The sequence below is a fragment of the Gimesia sp. genome, from assembly GCF_040219335.1.
GTDB lineage: Bacteria > Planctomycetota > Planctomycetia > Planctomycetales > Planctomycetaceae > Gimesia.
Genome location: NZ_JAVJSQ010000019.1, coordinates 57594 through 76336 on the forward strand (window position 1 = coordinate 57594; position 18743 = coordinate 76336).

Here is an 18743-nt window from a genome sequence, read left to right on the forward strand (position 1 = left end):
CTTTCCGATCATCTCAAATACTTCAGGTTACGGCCCGACGCGAATCGGATTCCGTTTCCGTTTGCTTTTCCGGCCTTGCTGAGCAGGTGCCATCATTTCCGGATCAATTCCGGTGAAGTCGGCACTCATACCCTCCAGACCGAATTCCATGCCATCAGTGGGGGCTGTTTCACGGGCTTCGGTGGCTTCCTTAACCCATTCGAGACTCTTGCGTTCCCGGCCGAAGCGGGTTTTGACAGTCTCGTAGTCGCGTGAAGCGGCTGCTGGAAGTGAGGTTTTCAGATTGCCGAAGTTATCCACGATAATGGCTTCGGCATCAATGGGCAGATTGCCGCGTGTGTTTGCCGGCAGGTTGAGGTCCGGGTGGTCTTCCAGACGAATGGAAGGTGAAGCCACGGCATCGACCAGGTAGTTCTGTGTATCAAATTCGACAGTTGCTTTTTCGTCGAATTCTTCTTTAGCGACGTCGTACAGTTCAGCAACCTGCTCACCACCGATCTCTTCACCCACGGCTGTTTTCAAGACTGAGTGAATCGTCGTTCCGGTTTTGGGGTACCACTGGAAGACTTCGAAGCTTGCAGTCTTGCCGTTGATGCCCCGAGGAGGCCGGACACTTTCCAGATAGTAGTGCACGTCTTCTTCAGCGGTAACCGCAGCGGTTTCATTACTCCAGGGAGTCATACGGGTTTCCCCTTCAGCGACAGCCGGCAGGACCACTTCTTCGATGGGACGCTGATAGTTCGGATTGCGGACCACCAGCCGGACGCGATATTTGTAGGTCGCACCGGGAGTGAGATCAAAGTCGAAGTAACGGAACAGCAGCAGGCGACCTGCGGCAGATACGTTTGCTTTCAGTTTCTGAACGAATTTCTTCTCATCGAAGGCCTCGCCGGGGCGCTGCTGCTGTCTCATGTTGTCGACCATGCCATTGAAGACATCGTCCATGGCTTCGGGCTGGCTGCCATACATGAAGTCGCTGCGAATACCACGCATGTCAAGCTGCAGGGTGGAGAACCCTTTCTGCTTTTCTTTGAAGACACGTTCATTTGCATGCGTTTTCTTGTACTGATCCAGGAAGCGACGATTGATTTCCAGTTCCTGTTCGATTTCCTCCTGGCTGAGGGTGAAGTTTTCAACACGGGGGTGTGTAGCGACCTTGTACCAGAATCCAGCAATACGACTGGGGAGTGGCATGGTGAAGACCCGGTCGGTAATACCCGTATTAACGACTTCGGGATCGAAATCAGAGCTTTGATTGAGTGTCTCAATGGCAACATCGATATCGACTTTTTCCCAGGGGCCAGCCCAGGGATCAGCACCGGAGACGGCTTTTTTACGTTCCAGTTCGAAGTCGAGGAATTCCAGGAGTTTGCCGGTCTGCATGTTCTGCAGAGAGTAGGCATCGCCCAGTGAGCGTTCCAGTTTATCCTGCTGTGTGGCCAGGTCGAAGACACCGCGGACGGCAACAAACCGCAGCCCACGTCCTTCGCGGGCCGGGCCAGCCATTCCCATGCCGCCCATCCCTTCCGCGCCCATCATAGCAGGGTCTTCCGGCAGTGCGCCTCCTACCATATCGGGGGCAACCATTCCCGGATCGTAGCCACCAGGACCAGCGGCCATCATTTCAGCTTCGCCTGGAATCGCACCAAAGGTCAGACCAGTGGGAGAACCGGGACCGCCCATACCTTCCATGCCCATTCCGGCCGTCGTCGTACGGCGTTTAAAGGCGTCATACTCGGGTTCATCCGGCTTGGCTTTTTCGGTCTCCGCACCAGATTCCGAACCTTCTGCTCCCTCTTCTGTCGTTGCGTCAACAGGACGAGTCATCATGATAAAACGTCCATAAGAGGCGATCAGCTCTTCCACGGGGAGCCAGTCCACTTCTTTGGCGCGTTCTTTTTTAGCGTAGATCTGATAATCCAGTGGGGTAGAAAAAGCATAAGGCGAAGCTTCGACGCCATCGATCATCAGCTTTTTCACTTTTTCCCGTAAGTCATCCTGCTTGAGGAATTCTTTGCGTTTGTCCTCAGGCCACTGGCTGTTAGCGACCATGGACTCAGAGGTATCCACCTTCTGGGTTAACTCCTGTGGAGTCCGTTGCTCGGTCGACCATTTGGATGTAAAGATGGCGAAGAGTACAAACAATGCAACGAAGCCCAATACGATTTTTTCCGCATGGTTCACTGCAAATTCTTTGTAATTCATTCCTTTGAGATTGGACATCAGGTTTTTCACGGGACCTTCTCCGTTAAGTGAGTTTTACTGCCTCTGATTAACTTCAGGTTCAGATCAATCTTAAATTACTGGTTTCCAACAGGTTCAGCAGTTGTCTCATTCTGCGGTGACGGCTGGGATGTATCTGGTTGTGTGCCTGCACCAGGTTCTGCTGCAGGGGGACTGTTATTACCGTCCGCGGGCTCTGCGGGAGTATCTCCCTGAGCTGCGGGGGGCGTTGCCGGTTGACCAGGTTCCGTTCCTGGAGTTGCCAGACCTGAGGCTGCTGGTTGACCGGGAGTCGCTGGAGTATCTGTCGCCGGAGCATCTGCCGCAGCAGGATCGCCGGGCTGCCCTTCAGTTGCTGCACCTTCTTCTCCGGCAGGTTGCTGGCTTCCATCAGTCTGTTCTGCTACTTCAGCACCTTCGGGTGGTACATATGGTTTATAAAGCGTCATCAGTCCGGCGACAGTGACGACTGCCAGTTCCGGGTCATTCATGGCTGCCTCGAGTAGGCTGCGGTTTTCCGCACCGGGTTGAAGACCAGAACCAGGAACGCCTCCAGATTCTGCTTCCATTCCAAAACCACCAGACATGCCTGCACCAGGTAAGCCAAAGTCATTGCCACCAAACCCGGCATCTGCACCAAAGCTCTCGGCGCCACCGGAACCTCCCATGGCACCGCCCCGCATGGCTCCACCGCCTGCATTGGAGACGATGGGCTGCATGTTGTCAGAGTACATGGAAGCCAGTTGGACGCGAACAATTTTGGTCGGCCAGGGCATGCTGCTCAAGGATGCCAGCAGGTCCGGAAGTTTGGAAGACTGGATTGTTGCTTTGAGATAAAAGGCGCGGGTTTTATAAGGGAGATCTTCTTCCTCATTATAGTAACGTTTCAGATTTTGGGACTGGCCACCCATGCCGCCTCCCATACCACCGGGGACCATACCCATGCCTTCAGCAGACATGTCGCCACCCATATCTCCTTCTCCCCCACCGGCGGAGCCATCGACGTTGTTACCAAAGATCTTCATTAAGTCCATATCGACATCGATGGACAGTGTTCCATCGCGGCCGCCGTCCATGCCTGCACCAGGACCAGCGCCACCGCTGCCCCCGCCAAACATGCCACCGCCACCGGCCATCATTTCGGGATCCATGCCCCCCATTCCTTCCATGCCGCCCCCTGCTGGGGCACTTCCATCATCACCGGGGGTTCCACCACGCAGTTCCAGAACGGAAATCTGACGCACCGGGGATTCACTGATGTTGGCTGCACCTTTATTGACTTTGGCGATCGCTTCCAGAATAGATGTGACCAGCCAGACATCTTCCTGCGCATTCCACATTTCTTCGGATGTCGGAGGCAGGGTTTTCCATTTGTCCAGGGGAACGTGAGGAATGATATTCGGCGAAAGCTGAACCAGTCCTGTGCCATCCCTGACGTCAAAGGGATTGGCGGCTTTATGGGCACGCAGGATTTCAAATTTGTAGGCACTACGATAGAGGTTACGTGGTACACGGGTGATCTCACCCCGGTAAGGAGTGTCTGACATCAGAGGTGTGATTTCCGGCGGCCAGACAAACAGTTCTTTCTGCTTTTCCCAGAGGAACTTGTGAGAGGCGCCGATATAGCTCTCTTTCTTCTTGTTGATTTCCCGAAGTGCGCTGGACCAGGTTTCATTGGGAGGATTGGGTTGAATCTGGGCATCGGTAAACGCTTTGTCGATGGCCGTTTTGCGCTCATCAATTTCTTTAGCCAGGCTTCCCGTTGCCATGCTCCAGCCTACCACCGGCAGAATGAGGGCGATGAACAGGATGATCCAGAATTTATGAGTAATCAGAGGTTTCAATTTATCCATTGGGGTTTCCTCTACACTCCGAAGAGAATCAGTTTATTTTCAGTTTTACGTGTACTTCAAAATCGGTTGTCACAAAAGTCGAATCCGTTTTCACGGATCAGGCGGGAGGAGCTTCGCCTTCAGCGCCGGGAGTCTCTTCCCCTTCTCCTTCAGCAGCAGGTGCTTCCGGTGGATTTTCTTCACGCTCCAGAACTGGAATTGGTTGCCAGACAAACTCCAGCGTGAAGGTGGTCTTCTTCAGCGGGATGATTTTCGTTTCTTTCTCGGGACGTGGTCGCGGGCGAACTCCCGGACGTCCCATCGGACCCATTGGAGACGAACCGAAGCCGACATCCTCTCCCGGAAGCGCACCCATACCTGGCTGACCGCCTCCGAGTCCGGCGAAACCACGGCCCATGCCGCCGTCCATACCGCGATTCATACCCGGTGGTTTGCCATACGGATAGTACTGGAAGGGACGCACTTCGTCTTTGAGAATGACCGCATGGGAAATTCCCATTTTGCGAACATCCACGGGTTGAGAATTCGGGTTTTTAACAGTCCATGACTGCAGGTTCTTGAGTAGTGTTTCATGCACGTAGAGTACGCCGACATCAGTTGTCGGTTTGGATTCATCGTTATGGTAATGCACGCCGGTCAGTGTGAAGACGTAGCCTTCACCTTCGGGTGGCTTTTCTTTATCAATAGGTGGCAACAGCGATTTGGCCTGCGGAGAGAGTTTTTCAAACCACTGGGCCAGATCTTTGTGGTGTGTAACTGTGATACCGGGCAACTTGATGCGGTTGCTCTTGGCAATCTGTTCGTTGTCGATTTCATCGCCGACATCACGAGGCAGGCATTCATCGATGGCCTTGTAAACTTCCAGCCAGTTCTCGCGTGAATCGAGGTTCCAGACCAGTTTATTACCGTTTTCGATCAGGGTTGTGAAATCTCCGGCAGCAGAGTCATAACTGGATTTGTAGCCGGAGACCTGTGTGGTGAGGTTATTGACTTTTGTTTCTGCTTCCCCAAAGCGATCTTTGCTGACCGAATTGGCAACATTGCTGTAGCCAACGGCTGAAATACAGAGGCCGACCATCAAAGCAGCAGCACTGACCACCGCCCATGGTTTCTTGCGGCGGATTTTGCGGGCCGTCGCAATTTCCGGTGGCAGAAGCGTGGTACGAATCATGGTCTGCTTGAGTGCCTGCAGAGCGATCCCGTAAGGCACTGTGAAGGTCAGGATGTTGTCCTGGAACAGGGGTTCGTTGAGGACGGCATCGCCAACCAGGCCCTGGAAGTCATCCAGACGTTCCACTTCGTATTGCAGGTTCTGCTGCAGGAATTTCTGCAGACCCGCGAGCTTAAAGCCATTACCGGTACCGTAGACCTTCGAGATCTTGGCTTCGCGGTTAACACTGGAGAAATATCCGATAGAACGCTGGATTTCTGAGACGTATTCGTTGAATACGGGACGCAGTGCCTGGAAGACCGCACGGGGATCTTCGGAGCGGGTTGCATTACATTTCAGGTGTTCCGCTTTGGCAAAGGTGAGTTTCATTTCCTTGGTCAAAGCACGTGTGAAGTGGTTGCCGCCGATGGGAACGTTACGGATCCAGATTTTGCTGCCGTTCGTCACCATCAGGGTCGTGCTGTCGGCACCCATGTCAACCACGATGGATGATTCTTCCGGATTGCCGTCGTAATCGGCATCGACACGCATGCCGAGTGAGTCGTAGCAGAGCGTGTTGTACAGACCCAGTGGTGCGATCTGAATCAGTTCCACTTCGACTTTACGATCAATGAATGGCTTCAGGGTTTTGAGGACCTGATCTCGTTTCATGGCGAAGATACCGACTTCGGCATCCAGCATGTAGCCCCCTTCTTCGATACCGCCTCCCAGGGGCTGGTAATCCCAGATGACATCTTCCAGGGCGAAAGGGATCTGCTGCTTGGCTTCGTACTTGACGATTTCCGGAACACGGTTGGACTGGACCGGTGGCAGTTGGATAAAACGGGCCAGTGAAGTCTGCCCCGGAACGCTGATGGCAATCACATCTCCCTTGATTTCATTACGGGAGAGGAATGTATCCAGTGCCTGACTGATCAATTCTTCGGGATCTGCATCGGGCTGGCTGAGAATTTTCGGATGCGGGATATAGTCGAAGGCAACCGCAATAACCTGGTCGGCCGCTTCGGCATACCGTAGTCGGATAGCCTTCAAACCGGCCTGTCCTATTTCAATGCCCCAAACAGCTTGATTTTCTGCCATGTGTCTGGTTACTCCTGCTTTCTGGTGGAACTGGAACCAGTACTACCAGAGTGCTTGCGAATCGTGTTGCGAAATTGAATGTACGAAGTGAATTCCCGTCACCTGGATGAGAGAGCTTCTGCAGGCGGCCGGAAGAATCTGATTTCAGTCATTTCTGTAGAGACAGGTCAGGAAAAAATCGATAGAGATAATTCCCTAACATAAGGCTATCACAGGGTTTTGTATAAAGTCAATGAAATAACGGGTTTTGCTATCGAGTTCATCAAATTTTATCAGTCTGCTCCCTGCAACTGGAAGCCCGGAAAAGCGGTTTAACGATGCTCTTTTTGGGCCTCTTGAGCGACCTGTTTATCTGCCTCTCGAAATGTTGGACGGATGCTGCAGGGCGGAAAGTTCCCACAAACAACATTTTTAGTACGATTTTTCCAGATTTTTTGCTGGATTTCATCCACAGAATCAGATCAGTCTCTTTGAGATTCCGTTTGTGAGCAGGTGAAATGGGGCTGTATTTAAGTATTGTTTCAGCATGCATTTGGGATTTCTGACCCCTGTGGGAATCAGCACTATGGATACTCGGAACCAGTTTACGTATGCTAATTGTTGTGACGGTTTGTGCCGACACCAGGCCTGCCGCGTAATCTCATAAAGTTATATCTTCTGTAAAGTATTGCAGTGAAATGACATACAATGACATTGTGATATTGATTCCGTGTCACAGTCTGGATGACTTCCCGACAGAGTTGGATGAAAAAGAGGCGGAAAGCCTGCTGAATGCCTTTGCGGTCGCCTGGCATCCGGAACTGCTGGCGACGACCCGGGTGATTCCGAGCTGGCACCGCTCCGATGAGCCTCCCCAGTTTCTGACCGATCGACTGTTGCTGGTCCCCAAGACGGCGGAAGACTGGCTGCCTTACGGCTGGATTGAAGAGGCTGAGTCGAACGGAGCGACCGTTGTCAGCGGCAAAATCCAGCGCGACGAATATACCGAGGCGGCCTTAGCCCCCCTGCACTCTTCTGCGGAATCGAGTGAATCCGAAACAGAGAAGCCTGATTCGTCGTCAACAGTCGAGTTATCAGCAGATCTGGTCGCCGATTTTTGTGCACTCGGTTTCTGTTATATACAATTAGAACTGCTTACCCGCTGTATGCATCATTTCAGTAGCCTGGATGAAGCTACGATTCAGCGGGAAGCAATTGCCGCCGCCGATGCTGCCCTCGCTCAAGATGAAGAAGCTGCCCGGGCGCATCTCAAGGCCTGTTTCGAGGTGTTGCTGGAAAACCGCGAACGGTTTTATCCCATTGATTGTTATCTGATTGACCTCTGTCTGGTCGCGCCGGAGTGGGCTAAGGAGAGTTTCCAAGAGGCGATCGAAGACGAACAGCCTCTCAATATCCTGATAACGGCGCAGGATCTGGAGACTGTTGCGGAACAGAATCCGGACCTGATCACGGTCTTGAAAAAGAGCTGTGATAACAGGGAAACGGAAGTCATCGGTGGTGAGCGGGAAGAGATCGCCACCCCCGTGATTGCGGTAGAATCACTGATCTGGCAGTTACAGGCTGGTTCAGAGAAGATCCGCGAACTTTCAGGACGGGCACCGACGACGTGGGCGCGACGACGGTTCGGTCTGGCCTCCCTGCTGCCGATGCTCCTGCATCGTTCGGGATTTCACTCTGCCCTGCACCTGGTTCTGGATGACGGGATTTATCCGGATTACGAACAGAGTAAGATCCACTGGGAGGGCGCAGACGGCACCATTCTGGATGCCTACTCCCGGATTCCGATGTCAGCCGAAGGTGCTGCGAGCTATCTGCGATTTCCCCAGCGAATGGCGGAGTCGATGGAGGAAGACCAGGTAGGGGCATTGATGTTTGCCCGCTGGCCGGATGTGAAATCGCCCTTTTATCAGGACATGAAACGCATTCATCGCTACGCGCCGGTTCTGGGTAGCTTCGTCCTGCTGAATGACTTCTTCCAGGATACCGAATCTTCCGGGCGGCATTCTTCCTATGATGCGCGAGAGTACCTCTCTCCCTTTTTGAGCCAACTGGTGGCGATGCGAAAGCCGGATCCGTTGAGTCGCTTCATTGACTGTTTTCAAAGACATGACGAGTTTATGGCGGGACGCTGGTTTCAGACAGTGGCCCAGGCAATCTATGGAAAGCCGATTCAGGAACCATCTTTATTGGCGCTGGAAGCAAAGGTTGAAGACGCACACCCGGACGCTGAGGAAGAGACGATCCAAGGTGCACGTGCAGCACTGGAGGGTTTCCGGGAAGCGGGTGTCAAAAAACTGGCCGACATTGTTCTGCAGGGAGCCGACGCGTCGCAGTCAGGTGTGCTGCTGTTGAATTCACTTTCGTTTAACCGGCGTGTCGTTGTCGATCTCCCCGATTTTCCCTTTGAGCCGGAGCCGCGGGATTACATCAAGGCGACTCAGTTCGATGGGCAGCGCAAACAGGCGGTGGTGGAAATACCAGGTGCGGGATTCGTCTGGCTGCAGCCTGGGAAGAAGCCGGCACCGGCGGTTAAGAGTAATATTCCGATTGGTGAGCCCCTGCTGTTACGCAACGAATTCTTTGAGGTGCATATCCACGAAGAGACCGGCGGGATTGCGCAGATCAAAGAGTATGGTCGTAAGCCCAATCGCCTGAGTCAGCAGTTGTCATATCGTTTCCCTTATCAACGGAATATTCCCCGCCCCGATCCCCTGGGGGACTGGGATGAGAAAACACCCTATGCTGCTGTTCGAGGCGTGAAGGCCGAACTGACCTGTGCCGGACCCGGAATGGGCGAGATTGTCACCACTGGTGAGTTGTATGACCAGGTCAGCGACAGTCCCCTGGCAACGTTCCGGCAGACATTTCAATTATGGCGGGGACGACCGATTCTGGATGTGAAAATCGAGTTGGACGTGCAGGTACAGCCCGAAGGAAATCCGTGGGACCATTACTATGCGGCCCGTTTTGCCTGGGGAGACAGTACGGCATCTCTAACGCGTTCGCTGCTGGAAAGTGCCCACGCGTTTCAGGGAGAACGTTTTGAGGGACCGCATTATTTTGAAATCGCCGAAGGCGAGGAGCGGGTGACGATTCTGAATCATGGGCTTCCCTTCCATCGCAAAACCGGTCCCCGCATGCTCGACAGTATGCTGGTGGTCGAAGGGGAAACCAGACGCGAGTTCCAATTCTCGATTGCCTTGAACCAGAACTTCCCTATGCAGCTGGCTCGAAATGCGATGGTGCCGGCAGCTCAGTTTGCCAGCCCCGCAGGTCCGCCGCGAATGGGCGACCAGGGGTGGTTGTTCCACGTGTCGGCCAGTAACGTGCAGATCACCCGGGTGATGGATCTTAAACACGATGAGTTGCGTCCCGAGGAATCGCGGAAAGGGTTTGCCGTGCGTCTGCTTGAAACCGAAGGCGTGCATCGTTCAATTAAACTGCGATGTTTCAAATCCCCCGTGAGCGCCCGACAGCGTGATTTCCAGGGGAAGACCGTTGTGGAACTCCCCGTAGAAGAGGATGCGGTGCTGGTGGAAATGTCGCTGTACGAAATTGCCGAGATCGAAATTTTCTTTGAGGAGTCGAACTGACAGATGATCGTGACGATTGATGGTCCTGCAGGATCGGGTAAAAGTACTGCGGCGCGGGGGCTGTCTCAGCGGTTGGGTTTCGAGTTCCTGGATACCGGGGCCATGTATCGTTGTGTGGCTCTGGCGGTGCTACAGCAAGGCATCGATCCGGCAGAGGTGCAGTCCGTCGGCGACGTCAGTCAGCAGATTCATATTACCTTTGCTGACGCCAGCGTGATCTTGAACGGAGAGGATGTCACCCAGGCAATTCGGACCGCAGACGTCTCGGAAGCGGCATCCCAGGTCGCACAGTACCCTGCGGTTCGGGAAGCACTGGTGCATTTGCAGCGACAGGCGGCCGAAGGAGTAAATATTGTCAGCGAAGGCCGCGATCAGGGGACAGTGGTGTTTCCAGATGCGTTGTGTAAGTTCTTTCTGATCGCCGATCCTGAAGAACGGGCCCGACGTCGCTTTGATGAAATGCAGGGACAGGATCAGGAGATTACCCGGGAAGAGATACTGCAGCAGATCCACCAGCGCGATCAGCGGGATGAAAGCCGCACCGTCGCCCCGTTAAAACCGGCCGACGATGCGGTTGAAATCAATACATCTCAGCTTTCAATCGAGGAAGTCCTGGATCAGCTTGAGCAGACAGTTCGGGAGCGTCAGGCTGCTTCAGCCGAGTAAATGCCGAACCGATCACGATTGAACCTGTTATTAGAACATCAGAGTCAAAGTGGCAGTCGTGCGGCTGTCGAGCAGATCTTTTCTGTTGGACAGCGGGAATTCCCAGGCAGCGGCGAATGACAGACACTTGTTGAAGCGGTAGTCGGCACCAAAAGCGAACGTCAGGACATTGTTTCCAGCGACACTGGAAGAACCCAGGTTGATCCAGTCGCCCCCTTCAATATTCAAAGGCAGTGCCTGACCGCTTTTGGTGTAGACAATGCCGTTCAACTCAGCCAGTGCAGAGAGTTTGCTGGTCACGGGGTGATCGTAGTGCACGCTGTAGTAAATCGACTGCGATTCTTCAGCAGTATCTCCGGGAACGTGATATCCGGTGGAGGCGATGAGGTGCCCGCAACCAATCTGCTTACCAATCGACAGGTAAGGAGTCCAGACACTGTCGCCATTGCCCTGGAAGACGCGTGAACTGCCGTTGGTAGCCTCGTAAATCAGTCCCCCCGACAGCAGGAACTGGTTTTCCACATCGCGGACCAGAACGTATTTCAGTCCGAGGCCGATATCAGACCAGCCGGTTCGGTTGCCGATTCCCCGTGTCTGCAGGGTGTTGTAACCATCTTTGACGGCGATGACTGAAAGGCGTTCGTTGAGTGCGACTCCCAGCTGAAGTGCGTAAACCTGCAGGTCCCCTGCCCCCAGTACCGGCGTCTGAGAATCGATCATCTGATTGATGAATATGCCCCTGACATAAGTCAGCGAGCGGGGATCGATTGACCAGACTGGATTGCTGACCGGCATGACGAAGTCTTCAAAACAGCGGTCGCTGGGAAAGCGATTCAGCAGAGGAATGCGATCGCAGAGAGTACAGTTCTGGCAGGATTCACAGCTGCAGACCGGAGTCTGGCAATTACAGGTTCCACAATTACAGCCCGTTCCGCCGGGACACGCCGCAGGCTGCGTTGCAGGAGCAGTGATGGCTTCGACCTCGGATTTCAGGGGGAGTTGTGCTGGAGTTGCGGGATCTGTCAGAGGAGGAGCCGGCGCAGGTTCGAATTCACGAAAGACTTCTTCAATGGACTTGGGTGCTGCTGGTTCTTCGGCGGAAATTGCCGATCCGCAGATGTGGATAACGAGCATGGAATAGAAAACCAGCGCAAACCTCATCTCTTCCCCCTCCTGAAAATGAGACTGTTGTATTTTTGGGTTGTTTCGTCAGAAACACTCAATTATCTCTTCAGATATCGGCAGTTCCGAAATGTGAAAACAGGTATATAAGTGCAACTTTATTCGTTTTTTCTGATTTGAAGGTAATACCGCTTTTGCTGCTGGCGTAAAAAAAGCACGCCAGTGAGGCGTGCTTTCTGGTTCAGGAGATTCAGAAGAACCAGTATAGTTTCAGTTGATTTGCAGTTCGTGCGTGCTTAGTGCATCAACTGTTTTTCGAAGTCGATCTCGTATTTTTTCATCTTCTTATAAAGCGTAGTTCGGTTGATACCCAGGGCTTTGGACGTGTTCTGTCGGTTCCAGCCGTTGGCTTCCAGTGCTTCGATGATGATCTGTCGCTCGGGATTGGCGAGGGCATTTTTCAGTGAACTGCGTCCGCCGCTGCTGGTCTCTGTAGAGAGCGAATAGGACTGTTCCTGACGAATCTGCTCGGGCAGATCGTGTACGCGGATGTACTCCCCTTTGGAGAGGACCACAGAGCGTTCGATGACGTTGATCAGTTCCCGCACGTTACCCGGCCAGGAATATTTCAGCAGGGCCTGCATGGCGGAAGGATCGAAACCTTTGATCGATTTCCCGATCTGTTCGTTGTAAACTCTGAGATAATGTTCCACCAGCAGCGGGATGTCGCTCATGCGTTCTCGCAATGCCGGCTGAGTGAGGGTGATGACGTTGATGCGGTAGTAGAGGTCCTGCCGAAACTCCCCCTTCGCCACCATCTCTTCCAGATCCTGGTTGGTGGCCAGAATCAGGCGGATGTCGACTGAGTGTGTTTTGGTATCACCCACGGCTTCAAACTCGCGGTCTTGCAGAACACGCAGCAGTTTGACCTGCAGGCTGGGAGAAGAAGTCGCGATTTCATCAAGGAAGAGCGTGCCTCCGTCTGCCTGGAGGAACTTACCAATTTTGTCGTGAGTCGCTCCGGTAAACGAACCGGCTTTGTGTCCGAACAATTCGCTTTCGAGCAGTGTGTCGGGCAGTGCCCCACAGGCGACTTCGACGAATGGTTTGTTGGCACGATCGCTCAACTGATGAATGGCACGGGCCGTCATTGTCTTACCGGTTCCGTTCTCTCCCAGAATCAGAACAGTGGTACGCGTGTCGGCGACGCTTTCGATCAGATCAAACATCTTCTGCATTTTGTAGTCCTGCCCGACGATGTTAGACAGGCCATAGCGCTGATCGAGTTGTTTTTTAAGTGATTTGTTTTCTTCGACCACTTGTCTCTGATCGAGGCAGCGTTCAATGGTCAGACTGAGTTCTTCATCAATGACCGGCTTCGTGAGATATTCAAAGGCCCCGAGGCGGATTGCTTCCACCGCACTTTCGATCGTGCCGTATCCGGTGAGCATAATCACGGCGGTGTCGGGGGCGTTCTGCTCAACCCATTCCAGCAGATGGAATCCATCCTGATCTGGCAGGTTGACATCACAGATGACGATTTCAAAAGGAAATTCTTTCAATCGCTCGATGGCATCGAGGCAGGTCAGAGAGGTCTCTGTACGGTGCCCCAGACTACGCAAGTAGTCTGCCATGGCTTCCAGAATGTGTTGGTCGTCATCAACTACCAGTAATGAGCCTGAATTTGTCTTCATTGATTTATGTCTCGCCAAAAGGTGCTTGTAGCGTTGTAATCGTCGTACAACCGATTTGATGAACTAAAATTAATTGTGATGTTGGATCTCACTGGAACCAGTGTCAGGCTCTGTCAGCAACCGTCCAGACGGTTCGACAGCGCAGAATTCTGGCACCGCTCACCTGCTCCAGGGAGCATGTGAAGAGACCGGATTTCAATTCAGGCTTCTTGTCCGCAATCCTGGCGAACTGTGCGACCCGAGTTGAAAACTGGGAGACAATCATGATGAAGGGGTACCAAAACATAGACCACAGTTTCCTGCAGGCAACATCGTGAGCAGCGCGGCTGTTGATTTTGGGAAGCAGCTGTTCCTCGCTTGCATCTTTGAGGTTCATAGAACTGTTATTGTGATCACTCCTTGAGGTCAACGAAGGTTGGAAATTGCCGCTTGCAGGGATCGCAGTGGATCTCGCACAGTGGTGTAGTGGCTCAATCGCCCCGCAGAACTGCTTCAGGCCTGAAAGGCGGCACAACCCCTGATTTCGCTATTTGAAACGCCATTTAGCCAGCTTTATCCGGATTTCCTATGTTTTGACTCAATCTGGAGAGAGAAATCATCACCGATTTTGGCGATCTGGGAGAGTTTTGGTGTGTTTTTCAGTCATGAATGAGGCAATGTTGTTTTTTGAAGGCATTAAGCAGAGATGAAATCAGAAGATTTACTGACAGGTAACGAATGATAACTGTAAACAGAGCCTTGAGATGGTGCCCCTGTACTGCTACTATTGGGACTTTGGTGGAAAGATTTTGGACGGTCTCTCAGAGCTGTAGTGATCTTTTGTCAGACCCGGTCAGACTCAGTGTCCCGTTGCATGTTACCGCTGCTTTTCTTTCGCGGTGCTGTGGCGGTGTTTCATTGTGGGAATGCATTCATGTCTGTTTTGACAGATCTGACCCGTCGCAGTTTATTTCTGATGAGAACTTCGGGTGGTCATGCTCCGTAAAAAGCGACCTGCCTGGATAGTCTTTCGAACTGGTATTCCCGGTCAAACAAAGTGGGAGTTGTCCGTTGTTAAGAGCGATAATTAGTGATATTCACGGTAATCTCGAGGCGCTGGAAGCTGTCCTGGCTGACATTGATCGTCGTGAGATCAGCGAGATTTATTGCCTGGGTGATATCATCGGATATGGACCCAATCCACGGGAATGCATCGATCTGGTCAGACAACGATGCAAGAAGTCTCTGCTGGGGAACCACGACCAGGCAGCCTTGTTTGATCCGGAGGGCTTCAATGCCGGTGCCGAACGCGCCATCTTCTGGACTCGGAAGATGCTGGAGACCGGTGATGCGAATAAAAACCAGGATCGCTGGGATTTTCTGGGCGAACTGCCGCGGATGATTCGCGAGGACAAGTTGCTGTTCGTGCATGGTTCCGCCCGCAACCCGTTAAACGAATACGTCTTCCCGGAAGACATTTACAACCAGCGCAAAATGGAACGTATTTTTGGTCTGGTCGACCAGTACTGCTTCCAGGGACACACTCATATTCCCGGCATTTTCACAGAAAGCATGAATTTCCTTGCTCCAGATGAGATTGATTACGTTTACTCATTCGGCGAGGAAAAGTTTCTGGTGAATGTCGGTTCGGTGGGACAGCCCCGCGATGCGGATAGCCGCTCTTCCTATGTCATTATCGATGATGAGAAGGTGACCTTCTGCCGGGTTGAATACGATTTCAACACGACCGCCGAGAAGATTTACGACATTCCTGATTTAGATAACTTTTTGGGCGATCGTCTGCGTGACGGTCGATAATCATGGAACAAAAACGACTTTTACTCTTTGTAGTACTGTCTGCCACAGTCATCTTTTTCTGGCAGATGTTCATATTCCCCCGCATTGCTCCCCGTCCTCAGGTTGTCGCAGAACAGCAGGCTGAGAACGCGCCTGCGCAGGATGAGCAGGATCCCGATCTGCCGCTGGTGGCGAAAAAACCATCGACTCACGGCGAAGTCAAGCCGTTGCCCGAACAGCCGGCAGAACAGAAAGCCGGTTTTGCCCGCAATCCCAATCGGACAATCGTACTCGGTTCACTGGACCCGGACTCAGGCTACTTTCTGCAGGCGAAAATCACGACTCAGGGGGCTGCTGTCCTGGAAGCCTCTTTGAACGATCCACTCTACAGAGACCTGGACGATAACAAGAAACAGTTGCAGATCCTGGGGGAATTCAGTGGTGCCAAAGAGGTTTCGCGGTCTTTACAGATCGAGATGAAGCAGCTGGACCAGAAACTGGCCCCCTTCCTCACCAATACCCGTCGCGCTGACTGGAAGGTGCTGGAAGAAGTTAAAGATGCCGACGGAATCATTCATTCGGTCCGCCTGGGTCTGACGGCTCCGGATGGAAGTATCGAAGTTCAGAAGGTATTCAGCCTGAAAAAATACCCGTTACCTGAGGGAGAAGACTTTCGCGAGTTCCGCAATACCCAGCAGGCCGGTTACCTGATTCACTTCGATCTCAAACTGATTAACGAAAGCTCACAAGGGCAGGTGCTGGATTATCAGCTGCTGGGTCCCGTGGGAATTCCGCTGGAGAACGCAGACAATACTCGTAAGTTCCGCGATGTTCGCATCGGATTCCTGCAGGACGATATGAGTGTCGACACCACGACCTTATACGCTGCAGACATTATCGAAGAAATTCAGGAACAGAATGTCGAGAAATACACACGGGCTTTTCAGTTCGCCGGTGTGGACGTGCAATATTTTGCTGCCCTGCTTACTCCAGATGGCAAGAACTATAAGCCGGAACTGGTCAACGGTGAGATGCAGTCCAATTATTCTGCGAGTGTCGAGCCGGTGCTCATCCAGCAGAATGTGAAGACCGAAGAGCAGAGCCGCATCACGGTCAAAATCAATTCTGATGAAATCGAACTGCCCGCCGGCGGTGAGACCGAGCACAGCTATGCTCTGTATGCCGGCCCCAAACGGGAATCGTTGCTCGGACCGCCGTTGAAGGCGACCGAGATCATGGATTTCGGCTTCTTCGGTCCGGTAGCCAAACTGATGTTGTGGCTGCTGACGACATTGCACAGCATTGGGTTGTCTTACGGGATCGCCATCGTCTGCCTGACTGTGATCGTGCGGGGAAGTCTGTATCCCCTGTCGCGTAAGCAGGCCGTAGGTGCTCAGAAGATGAAAGAGCTGCAACCGCAGATCGCCGAGCTGAAAAAGAAATATGGCGATGATCGCGAGAAACTGGGCCGGGCGCAGATGGAGTTGTTCAGCAAGAACAACTACAACCCGCTGGCTGGCTGTCTGCCGATCTTCCTGCAGCTGCCGATTTTCTTTGGTCTTTATACCGCGTTGAACAACGCCGTCCAGTTGCGGGGAACCCCGTTCCTCTGGATCGACAACCTGGCTGCTCCGGATGCCCTGTTCAAGCTGCCGTTCAATCTGCCGGTACTGGGAGATAACTTCAACCTGCTGCCATTGATCACAGTGGGGCTGTTTGTGGTACAGCAAAAGCTGTTCATGCCGCCCCCGACTGACAAAGACCAGGAACTGCAGCACAAGATCATGAACTACATGATGATCGCGATGGGCTTCCTGTTCTACCGTGTGCCGGCCGGTTTGTGTGTGTACTTCATCGCATCCAGTTTGTGGGGGATCTGTGAGCGGAAGCTGCTGGATTTCCAGGCCAAACGTCATCCTGCAACCAGTGCCGATCCGAATGTGATCGAAGTTACAGCTGAGACGAAGAAGTCTTCGCCGAACAAGAACAAGAAGACGGACAAAGAGGATGAACAGCCTGCGAAAAAAGGCTGGTTTGCCCGCTTGCAGGAGATTGCCGACCAGGCTCAGACCCAGGCAGCGCTGAATGAAAAACAGCGCGATCAGAATCCCCGCGACAAAGGCAACGGGAAGAAGTCCAAGAAACGTCGATAGTCAGCACGTCCTGAGAGACGCGACATGAACCTGCAGTTTGACGATACGATTGTTGCACTGGCGTCTGCTCCCGGAGCAGGCGCAGCCGGCCTGATTCGCATCAGTGGTCGTGAGATTCTGCCCTGTCTGTCAGCCTGTTTTGAAGCGGAAACGGACTGGCAGCAGAGTATGCGCTCGCAGCGGTATCCGGGAACATTGCAACTGGCGGGTTCTGAAACCCGCCTGCCCGGGGCACTCTATTACTGGCCGACGGCGCGGAGCTTCACCGGTCAGCCGCTGGCGGAATTTCATACCGTCAGTTCTCCCCCTCTGCTGGAAGCCGCCATCGAGCAGATCGCTTCCCGCGGTGCCCGCATGGCGCGGCCCGGAGAATTCACCTTGCGGGCCTTTCTGGCAGGACGCGTCGACCTGATGCAGGCCGAAGCGGTACTGGGAGTCATCGATGCTCACGATCACGAAGAGCTGAACCTGGCGCTCAGTCAGCTGGCAGGTGGTGTCTCGACCCGGATCGGACGGGCACGTATTGAGCTGCTGGAACTGCTGGCCGAACTGGAAGCGGGGCTCGATTTTGTCGAGGAAGATATTGAATTCATTGACCGCATGACACTGGTCTCTCGACTGCAGGGGATTCGCGAGTTCTGCGAGCAGCTGTATGCCGACTCGGCACAGCGGATGGAGTCGACGGGCAGTCTGTCGCTGGTGCTGGCGGGGCTGCCTAATGCAGGGAAAAGCACACTGTATAACGCGCTGGTCGGGGATGCCGAAGCCGCGCTCGTGTCAGACGTCGCTGGTACGACCCGCGATTACCTGGTGACGCCTCTTAACTGGAAAGGTCAGAGCATCCACTTGATTGATACCGCCGGCCTGGAAACGGGAGCCCATGAAATTTCAGTCAGTGCTCAGAACTTTCGTCAGGCACAGACCCAGCAGGCGGATCTGGTAGTCTGGTGCACGGCCGCTGATTTGACGCCTGAAATGAGCGCCGAGGACCGCAGTCAGCGCGATCTGTTGGCAGCCGTGCGCAATGTTCTGACAGTGAGAACGAAAAGTGATCTCTCCCCTGCTCCACTGGAGTCTCACTCCATAAAGGCTGACCTGGAAATCAGTGTTGCGGAGGGAACTGGTTTGAAAGCTCTGCAGGATCAGATTCTGGAACGGCTGTCTGAGACGCATCGCGGGGGGAGGCATCTGATCGGTTCCACTGCGTCACGGTGTCGGGAAAGTCTGCGAGCGGCGGGGGAATCTTTGGGGGCTGCGGAAGAGGCTGCTGAACTTCAGCTGGGAGAAGAACTGGTGGCGATCGAAATACGCGAAGCCCTGCAGCATCTGGGGCAGATCGTCGGCCAGGTTTACACCGACGATATCCTCGATCGTATCTTCAGCAAGTTCTGCATCGGTAAATAAATAGTCGC

10 protein-coding genes are annotated in these 18743 nt (G+C 53.4%); 5 read left to right on the top strand and 5 right to left on the bottom strand.

Annotation, left to right across the window (positions count from 1 at the left end; all coding sequences use genetic code 11):
* Window positions 1–27: 27 nt before the first annotated feature.
* The 3 genes from RID21_RS15330 to pilM form a co-directional block, all read right to left on the bottom strand.
* The gene (locus RID21_RS15330; protein ID WP_350190277.1) at window positions 28–2235 is read right to left on the bottom strand and encodes a hypothetical protein; all 2208 of its coding nucleotides are present in this window, start codon (window positions 2233–2235) and stop codon (window positions 28–30) included.
* A gap of 65 nt (window positions 2236–2300) precedes the next feature.
* Window positions 2301–4076 carry a hypothetical protein gene (locus tag RID21_RS15335; RefSeq protein WP_350190279.1) on the bottom strand — a complete coding sequence of 592 codons (1776 nt, stop codon included), beginning with the start codon at window positions 4074–4076 and terminating at the stop codon, window positions 2301–2303.
* 97 nt (window positions 4077–4173) lie between these two features.
* Window positions 4174–6327: a type IV pilus assembly protein PilM gene (pilM, locus tag RID21_RS15340; protein WP_350190281.1), complete on the bottom strand. Its 2154-nt coding sequence runs from the start codon at window positions 6325–6327 to the stop codon at window positions 4174–4176.
* 677 nt (window positions 6328–7004) lie between these two features.
* Here pilM and RID21_RS15345 point away from each other — a divergent pair.
* Window positions 7005–9920, top strand: coding sequence for a polysaccharide deacetylase family protein (locus tag RID21_RS15345; protein WP_350190283.1), 2916 nt, complete (start codon window positions 7005–7007; stop codon window positions 9918–9920).
* A gap of 3 nt (window positions 9921–9923) precedes the next feature.
* Window positions 9924–10586: a (d)CMP kinase gene (cmk, locus tag RID21_RS15350; RefSeq protein ID WP_350190285.1), complete on the top strand. Its 663-nt coding sequence runs from the start codon at window positions 9924–9926 to the stop codon at window positions 10584–10586.
* A gap of 30 nt (window positions 10587–10616) precedes the next feature.
* Here cmk and RID21_RS15355 read toward each other — a convergent pair whose 3' ends face one another.
* On the bottom strand, window positions 10617–11747 hold the full coding sequence (locus RID21_RS15355; RefSeq protein WP_350190287.1) for a hypothetical protein: 1131 nt from the start codon (window positions 11745–11747) through the stop codon (window positions 10617–10619).
* Between the two features lie 257 nt (window positions 11748–12004).
* Window positions 12005–13402 carry a sigma-54-dependent transcriptional regulator gene (locus tag RID21_RS15360; RefSeq protein WP_350190289.1) on the bottom strand — a complete coding sequence of 466 codons (1398 nt, stop codon included), beginning with the start codon at window positions 13400–13402 and terminating at the stop codon, window positions 12005–12007.
* A gap of 1050 nt (window positions 13403–14452) precedes the next feature.
* On the opposite strand from RID21_RS15360, the gene RID21_RS15365 reads away from it, so the two are divergent.
* From RID21_RS15365 to RID21_RS15375, 3 genes are read left to right on the top strand one after another with little or no spacing between them, the layout of a single operon-like run.
* Entirely contained in the window at window positions 14453–15199 is a 747-nt protein-coding gene (locus RID21_RS15365; RefSeq protein WP_155362530.1) for a metallophosphoesterase family protein, read from the top strand.
* A 2-nt stretch (window positions 15200–15201) separates the two neighbouring features.
* Window positions 15202–17331, top strand: coding sequence for a YidC/Oxa1 family insertase periplasmic-domain containing protein (locus RID21_RS15370; protein WP_350190291.1), 2130 nt, complete (start codon window positions 15202–15204; stop codon window positions 17329–17331).
* Between the two features lie 24 nt (window positions 17332–17355).
* Window positions 17356–18735, top strand: a complete 1380-nt coding sequence (locus RID21_RS15375) for a tRNA modification GTPase (protein WP_350190293.1) — start codon at window positions 17356–17358, stop codon at window positions 18733–18735.
* Window positions 18736–18743 lie beyond the last annotated feature (8 nt).